Below are 13,999 nucleotides of genomic sequence, written 5' to 3' on the forward strand. Positions count from 1 at the left end.
AGGGCACCCTCCGGTAAATGCGGCGCGAGTTGGGCGAAAATGCCCCGAATCCGACACGGTAGCCCCGCAGCTTGCGACAAAGAGCAAACCAGAAGGGTTCAGGACGATGCGTTGGAAACGGGTTGGATATGTGGGGTCCCGATTGGCACTCGCGGCGGTGGTTCTGCTCGCCAGCCAGGCGGCCATCGTCGATGCGGCGGTCCAGGGCCAAGACACGGTGCGCAGTGCCATCGGCTCCTACCTGCACTCGGACGGGGTCGCCGTGGCCTACGCGATCTGGATCGTGAACGCGGCGCTGGCGATCCTCCTGGGCCTGCGGCTGCAGTCTTTCTTCGTGACCTCCGCGGGCCTCGTCATGAGCGCCGTGGCCGTGGCGACGCTGGTCGGCTGGAGCTCGGTCGTCGTCGCGCTGGCGATCGTCTTCGCCTGCACGCCGGTTCTGTTCCGCGCGATGCGCCGCGACGACGCGGCCGACGCCAATCTGCCCTTCTCGCGCTTCGACGGACAGCGCGCGCGCTCGGCCCGGGACGGCAACGGGATGCTGCGGCCCTGAAACCGGTCGCGCGCCGGGCCCGCCACTGCGGCGCACCGGACGCGCGACCTTTCGCCCTCCCGTTCTCCCCGCACTTGTGCCCGTCTCTCGAAGGACCGATTGTCAGGCGACATAATCGCACGATGGGCACGGGACCGGATGGACAGCCAAATCAGCCGCAATATCTACCTTGAAGCCGGGAAGAACATCCTGGCCGAACTGCCGCTCTCGATGGTGCTGACCGACCCCAACCGCGTCGACAATCCTATCGTCTACGTCAATCGCGCCTTCGAGCAATTGACCGGCTACGCCTACAGCGCCTGTGTGGGGCGCAATTGTCGGTTCCTGCAGAATGACGACCGCGACCAAGACGCCGTGCGCGAGCTTGCGCGGGCCATCGCGGCGCGTGAGGCCACGACGGTCACGATCCGCAACTACCGCGTGACCGGCGAGTCGTTCCTCAACCGGCTGATGATCGCGCCGGTCAACGACGAAGAGGGCCAGCTCTTCGCGTTCGTCGGCATCCAGACCCAGGTGCTGGAGGAGAGGCCCGCCGCCGACGTGCCGGTGGAGCGGTTCGACGACCAGCTGTCCGAGATGCAGCATCGGGTGAAGAACCACCTGCAGATGGTCGCCTCGATGATCCGGATGCAATCGCGGGACGAAACGTCGGGCAAGGGCGGCTATGGTCTGCTGGCCCGCCGGGTCGAGGCGTTGGCGTTGCTCTACGACGAATTCTCGCATCCGCCGCAGGGACGGCGCGAACGGCGATATGACGTGGTCTCGGCCGGCAGCTATGTCAGCCGGGTCGCGGCGACGGTCGGGGCGCTGGACGGGCGGCGCAACGTGCGCGTCAATGTCGACAGCGACCCGGTCTACATGCGGACCGAACGGGCCGCGCAGCTGGGCCTTCTCACCTCCGAGGTCGTGTCGAACACCCTGCAACACGCCTTTGACGGACGGATCGAAGGGGTCGTCGACGTCTCGCTCAAGCAGATGGGCGGCGACCGAGTCCGCCTGCAGATCAGCGATGACGGGGTCGGTATGGGCGACACGAACTGGCCGGAGGAAGGCAATCTGGGCGCGCGCATCGTGCGTGGGTTGGCCCAGCAGCTGGGCGGCGAGGTCAATGTCATCTCGACCGGCTCTGGCACCGTCATCACGCTGGACTTCGACAATGTGCTCGACACCAGCCTTGAGGCGGACGGGACGCGCGTGCTCGCGGACGCGGATGGCGCCCGGGCGGGCGCCGACGCGCGTGGGCTTCTCGGCGCCGAAGATCGGCCGAAGGGGTGACCCCCGGGGCCGGAGCGCTTTCCCTCGCCGCCCGGTCGTCCTATGTCGCAGATCGAAACGACACCGAACGAGGATCGCATGGCCGATATCAAGGACCCCGAGAACACCGTCATCATCGAGCTGAAGGACGGCGAGGTCGTCATCGAGCTGCTGCCCGACGTCGCGCCCGGCCATGCCGAGCGCATGAAGGAGCTGGCCCGCGAGGGCGCCTATGACGGCGTGATCTTCCACCGGGTGATCGAGGGCTTCATGGCGCAGACGGGCGACGTGCAGCACGGCAAGGACGGCGGCAATACCGGCCGCGCCGGCACCGGCGGCTCCGACAAGCCGGACCTGAAGGCCGAATTCTCGGGCGTGCCGCATGACCGGGGCACGCTGGGCGCGGCCCGGTCGCAGAACCCCGACTCGGCCAACAGCCAGTTCTTCATCAACTTCGCCGACAACCATTTCCTGAACCGCCAGTACACGGTCTACGGCCGCGTGATCCAAGGCATGGAGCATGTCGATAAGATCACCCGGGGCGAGCCGCCTGCGGATCCCGACAAGATGATCTCGGTCAAGGTGGCCGCCGATGCGTAAGATCGCGCTGGCGGCCGTCGCGGCGCTGGTCGCGAGCCCGGCGCTCGCCGCCGGGCTGGAGATCGATGTCGCGGGCGAGGCGAACGGCACGGTCACGGTGGACCTGTTCGAGGACGTGGCCCCGAACCATGTCGAGCAGATCACCGCCCTGGCCCAGTCGGGCGCCTATGACGGCGTCGTCTTCCACCGCGTGATCGACGGCTTCATGGCGCAGACCGGCGACGTGCAGCACGGCCGGATCGGCGGGAACATGTCGCTCGCGGGCACCGGCGGCAGCGATCGGCCCGACTTGGGTGCCGAGTTCTCGGATCTCGATTTCGCGCGCGGCGTGATCGGCATGGCGCGCTCGGCGGATCCGAACTCGGCCAACAGCCAGTTCTTCATCATGTTCGCGCCGGCGCCGCATCTGAACGGCCAGTACACGATCGTGGGCGCGGTCACGGACGGCATGGATATCGTCGACGCCATCAAGCGCGGCGAGGGCCGCAACGGCGCCGTGACCGGGCAGCCCGACGTGATGGAAGCCGTCCGCGTCACCGAATGAACCCGGCGGGCCTCTCGCGAGTGTGAGGGGCCCGGATCGCCCTGATGGGTTAGGCTGCGGATATGATCCGTCTGCTTCTCGCCGCTCTGCTGCTGATCGCGCCGCCCGTCGCCGCCGATCCGGCCTTTTGGCGCCACGAATTCCCGCTGACCGATTTCACCACGTCTTCCGTCCCGTTCATCGAGATCATCTCGGGCGGGCCGGGGCGCGACGGCATCCCCGCGCTCGACGCGCCGGAATTCATCGCGGTGTCCGAAGCCGCGCTTGACCCGGCCGAGCCCGTCATCGCGCTCGAGATCGACGGCGCCGCGCCGCGGGCCTATCCGATCCGCTACCTGACCTGGCATGAGATCGTGAACGACATGGTGGGCGGCGTGCCTGTGGCCGTCACCTTCTGTCCGCTCTGCAATTCCGCGATCACCTTCGACCGGCGCGTCGACGGCGCGGTGCTGAGCTTCGGCGTCACCGGCAAGCTGCGCCGCTCGGACATGGTGATGTATGACCGCGAAACCGAAAGCTGGTGGCAGCAGGCCGTGGGCGAGGGGATCGTGGGACGACACACCGGCACGCGGCTCGGGCAGCTTGCGAGCTGGATGGAGCCCTTCGCGGCCTTCCGCGAGCGCAACCCGCGCGGGCGCGTGATGGCCGAGCCGGATCTGCCGCGGGACTACGGGCGCAACCCCTATCGCGGCTACGACCGCTCGGACTGGCCCTTCCTCTACCGGGGCGACGCGCCGCCGCACGGGATCGATCCGATGGCCCGGATCGTGCGCGTCGGCACCCGGGCCTGGCCGATGGCCCGCCTCGCGCAGGCGGGCCGCATCACCGAGGCGGGCGTCACGCTCGACTGGCGGTCGGGCATGGCCTCGCCCCTCGACACCGGCCGCATCGCGGAGGGGCGGGACATCGGGCATATCCGCGTCCGGGACGGGCAGGGGCGTGACGTCCCCCATGACCTGATGTTCGCCTTCGCCTTCCACGCCTTCCATCCGGACGGCGAATGGATGCTGGACTGAGGCCACGAAAAAGGCCGCCCGGTCGGGGCGGCCTGCATTCGCTGCGAGAGGGTGAACTCAGTCGCTTTCGACGGTCGCGGCGGGCGCGGTCTCGACGGACTCGGCCTCCTCGCCCTCGGGCGGGGAGACCTGCGTGAAGACGAAGGCGCCGATCAGAACGATGGCGAGGACGAGCCCGGCGGAGATTCCGAGCAGCGGACCGAAATGCCGCTTTTCCTGCTTCTTGAGATCGGTGTCGGGGGCGCTCATGGCAATCCTCCAGTCTGGATGTGCGGTTACAGATTTGTGGTCAGTTTAACAACGGGGCTGGCCGCCCGCAGGTTCCCATCAATTTTCCAGTTTCACCAGCGCGTGGCGCTTGCGCCCCGCCGAGAGCTTCATCGGCACGGCCAGCGCGCCGGCATCGAGGATCAGGCCCGCATCCTCCAGCGGCTCGTCGTTCATGCGGGCCCCGCCCTCGGCGATCAGCCGCTTGGCTTCCTTGCCGGATTTCGCGAGCCCCGCGCGCAGGATCAGCTGGACGATCGAAATGCCGTTCTTCACCTCGTCGTCGAGAAGCGTCACCGTGGGCAGGTCCGCACCCGCGCCGCCCTTCTCGAAGGTCTCGCGCGCGGTCGCCTCGGCGGCCTCGGCGACGGCGGGCCCGTGCAGCAGGGTCGTCACCTCGTTGGCCAGCACGATCTTGGCGTCGTTGATCTCGGACCCCCGCAGCGCGCCCAGCCGTTGGCATTCATCGATGGGCAGCTCGGTGAACATCTTCAGGAACTTGGTGACATCGGCATCGTCCACGTTCCGCCACCACTGCCAGAAGGCATAGGCGGTCATCATGTCCTCGTTCAGCCAGACGGCCCCCTCGGCGGATTTGCCCATCTTCTTGCCGTCGGACCGGGTCACCAGCGGCGTCGTCAGGCCGAAGGCCTGAACCCCCTCGACGCGGCGGATCAGGTCGGCCCCCGAGACGATGTTGCCCCACTGGTCCGACCCGCCCATCTGCAGGATGCAGCCGTGGCGGCGATAGAGTTCGAGGAAGTCGTAGGCCTGCAGCAGCATGTAGTTGAATTCGATGAAGGACAGCGCCTGTTCTCGGTCGAGGCGCGACTTCACGCTGTCGAAGGCGAGAAGGCGGTTGATCGTGAAATGCTTGCCGATGTCGCGCAGGAAATCGATGTAGCCCAGCCGGTCCAGCCATTCGGCATTGTTCACCAGCGGGCTGTCGGTCGGTCCGTCCCCGTAGGAGATGTAGCGCGAGAAGACCTGCCGGATGCCGGCCGCGTTGGCCTCGATCTGTTCGACCGAGAGGATCTTGCGCATCTCGTCCTTGCCGGACGGGTCCCCGACCTTCGTCGTGCCGCCGCCCATCAGCGTGATCGGGCGGTGCCCGGTCTTCTGCATCCAGCGCAGCAACATGATCTGGACGAGGTTCCCGATATGCAGCGAGGTCGCCGTCAGGTCGAAGCCGATATAGCCGGTCACCACCTGGCTGCGGAAGCGGTCGTCCAGGCCTTCCAGATCCGTGCAGTCCGCCACGAAGCCGCGTTCCGAGATCGCGGCGAGGAAGTCTGATTTGGGGTGGTAGGTCATGGGGCTTCCGGTGCATTTCTGGTGTCGTTCCGCTTAGCGCGGGCGGCAGGCGAGGGGAAGGGAGATGCAGCCGATCCGAGTGCTAGGCGCGATGTCGGGCACGTCCCTCGACGGGGTGGACGCGGCGGAGCTGTGGACCGACGGCGAGAGTATCGACCGGTTCGGGGCCTCCGATTACCGGGCCTACGACGCGGACGAGCGCGCCACGATCCGCGCCGCGCTGGGCGCCTGGCCGGGCGACGCGCCCGTCGCGGCGGCCGCCGAGGTGGTCGAAACGGCCCATGCCCGACTGCTGTCGCGCTTCGAGACGCCCGAGCTTGTGGGCTTCCACGGCCAGACGCTGGCGCATGATCCCGCGAACCGGCGCACCCACCAGGCGGGCGATGGCGGGGTGCTGGCCGAAGTGCTGGGCGCGCCGGTGGTCTGGGATTTCCGCGGCGCGGACGTGCAGCTCGGCGGCGAGGGCGCGCCGCTCGCGCCGGCCTTCCACCACGCCTGCGCGCGCCATGTCGGGGCCGACGTGCCGCTGGCCTTCCTCAATCTCGGCGGCGTCGGCAACCTGACCTGGGTCGATACCGCGAAACCGATGGAGGAGGACGGCGCGCTCCTGGCTTTCGATACCGGGCCCGCCAACGCGCCGATCGACGATCTGTGCCTGGACTGGCTGGGCCAGCCCTTCGACCGCGACGGGGCCCTGGCCCGCGAGGGCGAAGCGCGCGCGGATCTCGTCGCCGCCTTCCTGCGTCACCCCTATTTCTTCCGCGTTCCGCCCAAATCGCTCGACCGCGACGCCTGGAGAGCCGCGGGCGCCGAGATTGACGCGCTGCTGCCCAGCCACGCCGCCGCGACCTGGGTCGCCGTGATCGCGGCCACGGTCCGCCACGCGCTGGACCAATGCCCGGCCATGCCCGCACGCCTGCTGGTCACCGGCGGCGGGCGGCGCAACCCGGCGATCATGGCGGCGCTTGCGGAGCTGCCCTGCGATGTCGCCCCGGTCGAGGCGGTCGGCCTCGACGGCGACATGCTGGAGGCCCAGGCCTTCGCCTTCCTGGCCGCGCGGGTGCTGCGCGGGCTGCCCACCAGCTTCCCCGGCACGACCGGCGTGAAGGCCGCCGTCGGGGGCGGGCAGGTCAGCCGGCCGGAGGGGGTTGCGGACCGCCTCCCCACGAGTGCTAGACACGGCCCGAATGCGCGGCTAGCGAGGGCCCGTTAGCGATAACAGGAGCGACCAATGGTCTCCCGCACGATTCCCGTCGACGATTTCGATCTGATCCTTTTCGGCGCCACGGGCGACCTCGCGAAGCGCAAGATCATTCCCTCGCTCTACCGCCGCTTCCTCGCCGGCCAGATGCCCGAGGGCGCGCGCGTCATCGGCGCCGCGCGCTCCGAGCTCGACGACGAGGCCTTCCGCAAGGAAGTGCGCGAGGCGATCGCGGAGTTCGTCTCCAAGCCCAAGCGCAAGCCCGAGGTGATCGACGCCTTCTGCGAGCGCTGCAGCTATATCGCCGTCGATGCGATGGGCGATGCAGGCTGGAAGGAGCTGCATGACAGCGTGCGCGACGAGGTCTGCAAGGCGTTCTATTTCTCGGTCGCGCCCGGGATCTTCGGCCCGCTGGCCAAAAAGCTGCGCGAGCACGGCATCGCCTGCGAGAATTCACGCCTCGTGGTCGAGAAGCCCTTCGGGACCGATCTGGAGACCGCGCGGAAGCTGAACGCGGAGCTCGCGGCCAGTTTCGACGAGCACCAGATCTATCGCATCGACCACTTCCTCGGGAAGGAGACGGTGCAGAACCTGATGGCGGTCCGCTTCGCCAACGTGCTGTTCGAGCCGCTCTGGAACGAGCGCTATATCGACCACGTGCAGATCACCGTCGCCGAGACGGTCGGTGTCGCCGGGCGGGGCAGCTATTACGACAAGTCCGGCGCGATGCGGGACATGGTGCAGAACCACCTGATGCAGCTTCTGTGCCTGACGGCGATGGAGCCGCCGAACCGCTACGACGCCGATATGCTGCGCGACGAGAAGCTGAAGGTGATCCGCGCGCTCGACCCCCTGCCGCTCAGCGACGTCGTGCGCGGGCAGTACAAGGAAGGCGACGGCCATCCCTCCTACCGCGAGGAGGCCGAGAACGAGGACAGCCTGACCGAGAGCTTCATCGCGCTGAAGGTCGGCATCTCGAACTGGCGCTGGAAGCACACGCCCTTCTACCTGCGCACCGGCAAGCGCATGTCGCGGCGCGTCAGCGAGATCGTCATCCAGTTCAAGGAGACGCCGCATTCGATCTTCGAGCGCGACAACGGAAGCCAGGCCAATGCCCTCACGATCCGGCTGCAGCCCGACGAGGGGATCGACATGTCAGTCACCATCAAGGAGCCGGGGCCGGGCGGGATGCGGCTGATCAACGTGCCGCTGGACATGACCTTCGCGGATGCGCTGGACGGGGGCGACGAAATCCCCGACGCTTACGAGCGCCTGATCATGGACGTGATCCGGGGCAACCAGACGCTGTTCATGCGCGGTGACGAGGTCGAGGCCGCCTGGGCCTGGACCGATCCGATCATCGAGGCCTGGACCGAGAAGCGCGACCGCCCGCATGGCTACGCGCCCGGGACCTCGGGACCGGAAGAGGCGCTGATGCTGATGCATCGCGACAATCGGCGGTGGCGCGACCTGGATATCTGAGAAGGGGGGCTGCGATGGAACTCAAGACCTATCCCGACCGCGAGATGCTGGCGATGGGGCTGGCCGACGAGCTGGCTTCGGCGCTGAAGAACTGCCTGCTGGTGCACGAGCGGGCCAGCTTCTGCGTTCCCGGCGGCAGCTCGCCGGGCGAGACTTTCTCGACGCTCTCGGGTGTCGATCTGGATTGGGGCCGCGTGCATGTCTTCCTCAACGACGAACGGTGGGTCCCCGAGGATCACGCGCGCTCGAACACCGCGCTCCTGAAGCGCACGCTCCTGACCGACCGCGCGGCGGCGGCCGTCCACGTGCCGCTGGTCAACGACGCCGAAACGCCCGAAGCGGGCATCCCCGATCTCGCCCCCGCCTTCGAGGCCGAGCTTCCGATCTCGCTTCTGCTTCTCGGCATGGGCGAGGACATGCACACCGCCAGCCTCTTTCCCGGCGCCGACCGTCTGGCGGACGCCATGGCCGACGATGCGCCGATCCTGATGGCGATGCGGGCCGAGGGCGCGGGCGAGCCGCGCGTGACGCTGACGCGGCGCGTTCTGGCCGGCGCGATGGAGACGCATGTCCTGATCATGGGCGATGCGAAGCGCGAGGCGTTGGAGCGGGCCCGGAAACGCGATCCGCTGACGGCGCCGATCGCGGCCTTCCTGCGCGACGCGACCGTCCATTGGGCCCCCTGAAGGAGAGCATCATGGAGTTCTGGACCGGCATCGAGACGCTGAAGGCCCATCGCGGCGCGCGGATCGGCGAGTTGTTGAAGGACGACAAGCGAAACGCCTGTCTGCGGCTCGAAATCGGCCCGTTCCTGTTCGATGCGTCTAAGACGGCGCTGACTGTAAACGCGTTGGAAACACTCGTTTCGATGGCGGAAACCGTGCCCGCGCGCCGCGACGCGATGCTCACCGGTGCGCCGATCAACGAGACCGAGGGCCGCGCCGTCCTGCACACCGCCCTGCGCGGCGAGGCGCCGGTCATGGTCGACGGGCAGGACGTGATGCCCGGCGTGCGCGACACGCTGGAGCGGATGCGCGGCTTTGCGCAGGATGTCCGATCAGGCGCTTTCGCGGGGCAGGGCGGGCGCATCACGGATGTCGTCAATATCGGCATCGGCGGATCCGATCTCGGCCCCGCCATGGCGACGCTGGCGCTCGCGCCGTACCATGACGGGCCACGCTGCCATTTCGTGTCGAATGTCGACGGCGCCGACTGGGCCGAGACCGCCAAGTCGCTCGATCCCGGCACGACCCTCGTGATCGTCGCCTCCAAGACCTTCACCACCATCGAGACGATGACCAACGCGCAGACGGCGCGCGACTGGATGGCCGGCGCGGTGGACGACCCGGCGGCGCAATTCGCAGCGCTGTCCTCGGCGGTGGAGAAGACCTCGGAATTCGGGATCGACCCGTCGCGCGTCTTCGGGTTCGAGGATTGGGTCGGCGGGCGCTACTCGATGTGGGGGCCGATCGGGCTGTCGCTGATGATCGCGATCGGGCCGGGCGATTTCGACGCCTTCCTGCGCGGCGCGCGCGAGATGGACACGCATTTCCGCGAGGCCCCGCTGGACCGCAACATGCCCGCCCTGCTGGCCCTGGTCGGCATCTGGCACCACCAGGTTTGCGGCCTGCCCACCCGCGCCGTGCTGCCGTATGACAATCGGCTCGCGCGCTTGCCCGCCTATCTCCAGCAGCTCGAGATGGAGAGCAACGGCAAGGGCGTCACGATGGCGGGCGAGACGCTGCCCGGCCCCGCGGGTCCGGTCGTCTGGGGCGAGCCGGGCACGAACGGGCAGCACGCCTTCTACCAGCTGATCCACCAGGGCCGGACGCCCGTGCCCTGCGAGTTCATGGTCGCCGCCGAGGGGCACGAGCCGGAACTCGACCATCATCAACGCCTGCTGATGGCCAATTGCCTGGCCCAGTCCGAGGCGCTTCTGAAGGGGCGCGACCTAGCCGAGGCGAAGGCGAAGATCGCAGGCAAATTCGACGGCGCCGAGCTGGAGCGCCAGGCCGCGCACCGCGTCTTCGAAGGCAACCGTCCGTCGACGACGCTGGTCTATCCCAAGCTCACGCCGGCGGTTCTGGGCGGCATCGTCGCGCTCTACGAGCACCGCGTCTTCGTCGAAGGGGTCATGCTGGGCATCAACAGCTTCGATCAATGGGGGGTGGAGCTGGGCAAGGAGCTCGCCACGTCGCTCGGGCCGCTGGTCGAGGGGGCGGACGCGTCCGGCAAGGATGCCTCGACCCGCGCGCTGCTCGATCGGTTGCTGGGCTGGCGCGGATGAAGATCACCGCGCAAGCAATTGAAATGTCGTTGCTCTAGCCTTCAAATTCTGCGCCGTCCCGGTCCCGAAACGCCTCGATGTAATGCGCCGGAAGCCGCTTCCGGGTGACGAAGTCGGGCTCCACCAGCACGATCACCGCATGTCCCGAGGCGCAGTGCGCCCCGTCCCGGAAGACGCCGTATTCCATCGTCCAGGAGGTGTTGCGGAAGGCGCGCGTCCGGCCCGCCACGACATAGACGTCGTCGAGATAGAGCGGCGCGTGATAATCGACGCCCACCGATTTCAGGACCAGCACCGGCCGTTCGCCCGCCTGCGGACCGCTGCTGATGCCGTAGGCGCGCATGTAGGCGATGCGAAAGCTTTCGAACCACGTCAGATACGCCGCGTTGTTCACGTGATCGAGCACGTCGAGCTCGCGAAACCGCACGCGGTCGGCCTGGCCGAAGGCGAAAGGCGCGGGCACGCCGGCGGCCCGCAGCGCCTCACCGGTAAGCGGGGTCAGAAAGGGCGGGTCGCTCAATCGTCGTCCTGCCCCTGCTCGTAGCCGCAGGCATTGTCGTAATAGGCCTCGGCGCCGGCGGTCTGCTCGGGATAGAGCGACCGGACCCAGGCGACCGCCTGCGGGCCGTCATAGGCGATCTCGTCGGTGAGGCCCTCTTCGCCCACGACATGGACGATCTCGTCACGGCCGGGGAAATGGACCTCGAGGCTGGTGGTGAAGCTGCTGCCGCCGGTCTTGGCGTTGCAGCGCACGACGAGGAATTCGGAATAGGCCTGCGCCGCGGCCGGAAGCGGCGCAGCGATCAGGAGGAGGGGAAGCAGGATCTGTTTCATGGCTGCGGAGCTAAACCGGCGGCGCGGTCCGGCAAGCGTCCGGCGCGAGAAACGGGGTGGAGCGGGTAACGGGAATCGAACCCGTAACTTAAGCTTGGGAAGCTCGCGTGATACCTTTTCACCATACCCGCGCAGCCGACCCCGTCGCGACGCCGCGGCGTACGGTCGAGAGGGCCGACGTCACCGGCCTGATTAGCCCCGGCCGCAGATGCTGACAAGCGGTTTCGGGCGCGCCGGACCCCGTCCCGGGACGATCGGCCATCGCGGTTTGATCGCTGGAGAGGTGAACGGTCAGCCCGCCGGGGCCGGCAGAAGACGCCCGGTCGAGGCCCTGTCCAATCAGGGATTTGAGGTGGCTCCGGCGGTAGGGATCGAACCTACGACCAATTGATTAACAGTCAACTGCTCTACCGCTGAGCTACGCCGGAACACCGAGGCGGGGATTAGCCAAGGCGGGCGCGTCGCGCAAGGGGGCGGGCGCAGATTTTAGAGCCGTCGCCACGTCGCGTCGGGCGCGAGGCCGGGCGTGGCGGCGACATGGCCGGACCGGGCGAGCTCGATCAGATGGGCCAGCACGTTGCGCGCGGCGGCGGGGTGCAGCGCAGGCGGCGTGTCGGCGTAGACGCGGGCGACAAGCGCGGGGATCGTCACCGGGCGGTCCATCGCGGCCAGAAGCGCGCGGCTCCGCGCCTCACGGTGACGGCGCAGGTCGCGGCAGCGCGCGGCGGGGTCATCCACCGCGGCGCCGTGGCCCGGAAGGAAGCGGCGCGCCCCGAGCCCGGCGAGCCGGTCGAGGCTCTCCATGAATTGCCCCAGATCGCCGTCCGGCGGCGAGATCAGGGTCGATGCCCAGCCCATCACCGTGTCCCCGGTGAAGACGGTTTCGGCCTCGATCCATTCGAAGGCCATGTGGTTCGCCATGTGGCCCGGCGTCCAATGGGCGCGCAGCGACCAGCCCGCGCCCGCGATCTCCTCGCCATCGGACAGGGCGCGATCCGGGCGGAAGTCGGGATCGACGCCTTCGCCACCGGCGACGCCCCTGAGGGCGGCCATGGCCGGCGTGCGCCCTGCCTCGGACGGCCCGAAGGCCAGGACAGGGGCGCCCGTCGCCTCGGCCAGCGGGCGCGCGGCGGGCGAATGATCCAGGTGCGAATGCGTCACGAGGATCGCCGTCAGCGGGCGGTCGTCCACCGCGCGCAACAGCGCCGCCAAATGCGCGGGATCGGCCGGGCCGGGGTCGATCACGGCCACGTCCCGCTGGCCCAGGATCCAACTATTCGTGCCCGCCTGCGTCATCGGCGAGGGATTCGGCGCCAGTACGGCGCGCAGGCCGCTTCCGTCCGGCCCCGGCGCGGGATAGGTCTCGCCCATGTCCGGTTCCTCCGCCACCTCGTCGGGCCCCACGCGGCGCAGCCTGTCGCGCCGCTGGCTGCCGCGCAGCTTCTACGCCCGCGCGGCGCTGATCCTCATCGTCCCGATCGTGACGCTGAACCTAGCGGTCGCGGTGATGTTCCTGCAACGCCATTACGAGGACGTCACCGTCCAGATGACGACCAACATGGCGCGTGAGATCGCGCTGGTGCGCGACCGCGCGGATCTGGCCGTCCCCCTGGGCATCTCGCTGACCGCGCCGCCGGCGGAAAGCCGGATCCGGATCTGGGACCTCTCGGCGCGGGCGATGCGCGAGCGGCTGCAGCAGATCTTCCCCGATCTCGTCGCCGTGGACACGGTGGCCATGCGCAAGACGGTCGCGCTGGGCTTCGCCGACGGGACCGGAATGCGGTTCGCGCGCTCGAACGTCTCGGCCTCGAACCCGCACCAGCTTCTCGTCCTGATGGCGGGCGTGGCGCTTCTGATGACGCTGATCAGCTTCCTGTTCATGCGCGGCCAGATCCGCCCGATCCGCCGGCTGGCGCGCGCAGCGGAGGCGTTCGGACGCGGTCAGCCCGCCGAATACTGGCCCTCGGGCGCGACCGAGGTGCGGGCGGCGGGCACCGCCTTCCTGGCGATGCGGGCGCGGATCGAACGGCATATCGAGCAGCGGACGCTGCTTCTGTCGGGCGTCAGCCATGACCTGCGCACGCCGCTCACGCGGATGAAGCTGGAACTGTCGATGATGGAGGGCGAGGAGGCCGCCGCCCTGGCCCGCGACGTCGAGGCGATGGAGCGGATCATCGACACCTTCCTCGATTTCGCGCGCGACGAGGCGACCGAGACGCGCGCGGCCGCCGATGCGCTCGCGGTCGTGCGCGAGGCGGTCGAGATGGCCGCCCCGGGCCGCGGGGTTCCGGTCGAGGGCCGATCGCTGGAGGTCCCGCTCTATCGCGAGGGGCTCAAACGCGCGGTCGCCAATCTCGTCAACAACGCGCTCAGCTACGGCGAGCGGGCGCGGGTGCGGGTCAGCGGCAGCGACGCGGCGCTGGTCATCGCGGTGGAGGATGACGGCCCCGGCATCCCGGAGGCCGAGCGCGCCGATGCGGTGCGGCCCTTCGCCCGCCTGGACGGCGCGCGCAGCAACACGCGGGGCAATGTCGGGCTAGGCCTCAGCATCGTGCGTGACGTGGCGCGCGCGCATGGCGGGACCCTGCGGCTGGGCCAGTCCGAGATGGGCGGGCTGAAGGCCGAGATCGTGATCCCGCGCTAGGGG

General features: G+C 68.8%; 15 protein-coding genes and 2 tRNA genes. 10 read left to right on the forward strand and 7 right to left on the reverse strand.

The features are described from left to right. Positions 1-142 precede the first annotated feature (142 nt). The 5 genes from P8627_RS14835 (at position 143) to P8627_RS14855 (ending at position 3,967) form a co-directional block, all read left to right on the forward strand. Positions 143-553, forward strand: coding sequence for a hypothetical protein (locus tag P8627_RS14835; protein WP_279965036.1), 411 nt, complete (start codon positions 143-145; stop codon positions 551-553). 138 nt (positions 554-691) lie between these two features. Then, positions 692-1,828 (forward strand): sensor histidine kinase, encoded by a 1,137-nt coding sequence (locus tag P8627_RS14840; RefSeq protein WP_279965037.1) that lies wholly within the window; start codon positions 692-694, stop codon positions 1,826-1,828. 78 nt (positions 1,829-1,906) lie between these two features. Next, entirely contained in the window at positions 1,907-2,407 is a 501-nt protein-coding gene (locus P8627_RS14845; protein ID WP_279965038.1) for a peptidylprolyl isomerase, read from the forward strand. After that, the gene (locus P8627_RS14850; RefSeq protein WP_279965039.1) at positions 2,400-2,951 is read left to right on the forward strand and encodes a peptidylprolyl isomerase; all 552 of its coding nucleotides are present in this window, start codon (positions 2,400-2,402) and stop codon (positions 2,949-2,951) included. Before P8627_RS14845 ends, P8627_RS14850 begins: the two co-directional genes overlap by 8 nt. A gap of 62 nt (positions 2,952-3,013) precedes the next feature. Continuing rightward, positions 3,014-3,967 carry a DUF3179 domain-containing protein gene (locus tag P8627_RS14855; RefSeq protein WP_279965040.1) on the forward strand — a complete coding sequence of 318 codons (954 nt, stop codon included), beginning with the start codon at positions 3,014-3,016 and terminating at the stop codon, positions 3,965-3,967. A 57-nt stretch (positions 3,968-4,024) separates the two neighbouring features. On the opposite strand, the gene P8627_RS14860 is transcribed toward P8627_RS14855, so the two are convergent. Both P8627_RS14860 and tyrS read right to left on the reverse strand, forming a co-directional pair. Further along, positions 4,025-4,216 (reverse strand): hypothetical protein, encoded by a 192-nt coding sequence (locus P8627_RS14860; protein ID WP_279965041.1) that lies wholly within the window; start codon positions 4,214-4,216, stop codon positions 4,025-4,027. Positions 4,217-4,294: 78 nt separating this feature from the next. Further along, positions 4,295-5,548 (reverse strand): tyrosine--tRNA ligase, encoded by a 1,254-nt coding sequence (gene tyrS / locus P8627_RS14865; RefSeq protein WP_279965042.1) that lies wholly within the window; start codon positions 5,546-5,548, stop codon positions 4,295-4,297. A gap of 64 nt (positions 5,549-5,612) precedes the next feature. Between tyrS and P8627_RS14870 the strand changes: the two genes are divergently transcribed. Genes P8627_RS14870 through pgi form a run of 4 tightly spaced genes read left to right on the forward strand, consistent with a single transcriptional unit; the run spans position 5,613 to position 10,518 of the window. Continuing rightward, positions 5,613-6,761, forward strand: coding sequence for an anhydro-N-acetylmuramic acid kinase (locus P8627_RS14870; protein ID WP_279965043.1), 1,149 nt, complete (start codon positions 5,613-5,615; stop codon positions 6,759-6,761). 18 nt (positions 6,762-6,779) lie between these two features. Further along, positions 6,780-8,231, forward strand: a complete 1,452-nt coding sequence (zwf, locus tag P8627_RS14875; RefSeq protein WP_279965044.1) for a glucose-6-phosphate dehydrogenase — start codon at positions 6,780-6,782, stop codon at positions 8,229-8,231. Positions 8,232-8,245: 14 nt separating this feature from the next. Next, on the forward strand, positions 8,246-8,917 hold the full coding sequence (pgl, locus tag P8627_RS14880; RefSeq protein WP_279965045.1) for a 6-phosphogluconolactonase: 672 nt from the start codon (positions 8,246-8,248) through the stop codon (positions 8,915-8,917). 11 nt (positions 8,918-8,928) lie between these two features. Then, positions 8,929-10,518 carry a glucose-6-phosphate isomerase gene (gene pgi / locus P8627_RS14885; protein ID WP_279965046.1) on the forward strand — a complete coding sequence of 530 codons (1,590 nt, stop codon included), beginning with the start codon at positions 8,929-8,931 and terminating at the stop codon, positions 10,516-10,518. 34 nt (positions 10,519-10,552) lie between these two features. Here pgi and P8627_RS14890 read toward each other — a convergent pair whose 3' ends face one another. The 5 genes from P8627_RS14890 to P8627_RS14910 all read right to left on the reverse strand — a co-directional run bounded on the left by P8627_RS14890 (position 10,553) and on the right by P8627_RS14910 (position 12,723). Then, entirely contained in the window at positions 10,553-11,038 is a 486-nt protein-coding gene (locus P8627_RS14890; protein WP_279965047.1) for an acyl-CoA thioesterase, read from the reverse strand. After that, positions 11,035-11,352 carry a hypothetical protein gene (locus tag P8627_RS14895; RefSeq protein WP_279965048.1) on the reverse strand — a complete coding sequence of 106 codons (318 nt, stop codon included), beginning with the start codon at positions 11,350-11,352 and terminating at the stop codon, positions 11,035-11,037. Before P8627_RS14895 ends, P8627_RS14890 begins: the two co-directional genes overlap by 4 nt. Before the next feature lie 57 nt (positions 11,353-11,409). Next, positions 11,410-11,483: transfer RNA gene (locus P8627_RS14900), tRNA-Gly, on the reverse strand. A 222-nt stretch (positions 11,484-11,705) separates the two neighbouring features. Next, positions 11,706-11,780: transfer RNA gene (locus P8627_RS14905), tRNA-Asn, on the reverse strand. A gap of 58 nt (positions 11,781-11,838) precedes the next feature. Next, positions 11,839-12,723: an MBL fold metallo-hydrolase gene (locus P8627_RS14910; RefSeq protein ID WP_279965049.1), complete on the reverse strand. Its 885-nt coding sequence runs from the start codon at positions 12,721-12,723 to the stop codon at positions 11,839-11,841. Here P8627_RS14910 and P8627_RS14915 point away from each other — a divergent pair. Then, positions 12,722-13,996, forward strand: coding sequence for an ATP-binding protein (locus P8627_RS14915; RefSeq protein ID WP_279965050.1), 1,275 nt, complete (start codon positions 12,722-12,724; stop codon positions 13,994-13,996). The genes P8627_RS14910 and P8627_RS14915 overlap by 2 nt on opposite strands. The last annotated feature ends 3 nt before the right edge of the window (positions 13,997-13,999 follow it).

Source organism: Jannaschia sp. GRR-S6-38, assembly GCF_029853695.1.
Lineage (GTDB): Bacteria > Pseudomonadota > Alphaproteobacteria > Rhodobacterales > Rhodobacteraceae > Jannaschia > Jannaschia ovalis.

What these genes read in the sequence shown, in the direction of transcription:
- P8627_RS14840 (WP_279965037.1), top strand. Translation starts at nt 692, where the DNA reads ATGGACAGCCAAATCAGCCGCAATATCTACCTTGAAGCCGGGAAGAAC.
- P8627_RS14845 (WP_279965038.1), top strand. Translation starts at nt 1,907, where the DNA reads ATGGCCGATATCAAGGACCCCGAGAACACCGTCATCATCGAGCTGAAG.
- P8627_RS14850 (WP_279965039.1), top strand. Translation starts at nt 2,400, where the DNA reads ATGCGTAAGATCGCGCTGGCGGCCGTCGCGGCGCTGGTCGCGAGCCCG.
- P8627_RS14855 (WP_279965040.1), top strand. Translation starts at nt 3,014, where the DNA reads ATGATCCGTCTGCTTCTCGCCGCTCTGCTGCTGATCGCGCCGCCCGTC.
- P8627_RS14860 (WP_279965041.1), bottom strand. Translation starts at nt 4,216, where the DNA reads ATGAGCGCCCCCGACACCGATCTCAAGAAGCAGGAAAAGCGGCATTTC.
- tyrS (WP_279965042.1), bottom strand. Translation starts at nt 5,548, where the DNA reads ATGACCTACCACCCCAAATCAGACTTCCTCGCCGCGATCTCGGAACGC.
- P8627_RS14870 (WP_279965043.1), top strand. Translation starts at nt 5,613, where the DNA reads ATGCAGCCGATCCGAGTGCTAGGCGCGATGTCGGGCACGTCCCTCGAC.
- zwf (WP_279965044.1), top strand. Translation starts at nt 6,780, where the DNA reads ATGGTCTCCCGCACGATTCCCGTCGACGATTTCGATCTGATCCTTTTC.
- pgl (WP_279965045.1), top strand. Translation starts at nt 8,246, where the DNA reads ATGGAACTCAAGACCTATCCCGACCGCGAGATGCTGGCGATGGGGCTG.
- pgi (WP_279965046.1), top strand. Translation starts at nt 8,929, where the DNA reads ATGGAGTTCTGGACCGGCATCGAGACGCTGAAGGCCCATCGCGGCGCG.
- P8627_RS14895 (WP_279965048.1), bottom strand. Translation starts at nt 11,352, where the DNA reads ATGAAACAGATCCTGCTTCCCCTCCTCCTGATCGCTGCGCCGCTTCCG.
- P8627_RS14915 (WP_279965050.1), top strand. Translation starts at nt 12,722, where the DNA reads ATGTCCGGTTCCTCCGCCACCTCGTCGGGCCCCACGCGGCGCAGCCTG.
- P8627_RS14910 (WP_279965049.1), bottom strand. Translation starts at nt 12,723, where the DNA reads ATGGGCGAGACCTATCCCGCGCCGGGGCCGGACGGAAGCGGCCTGCGC.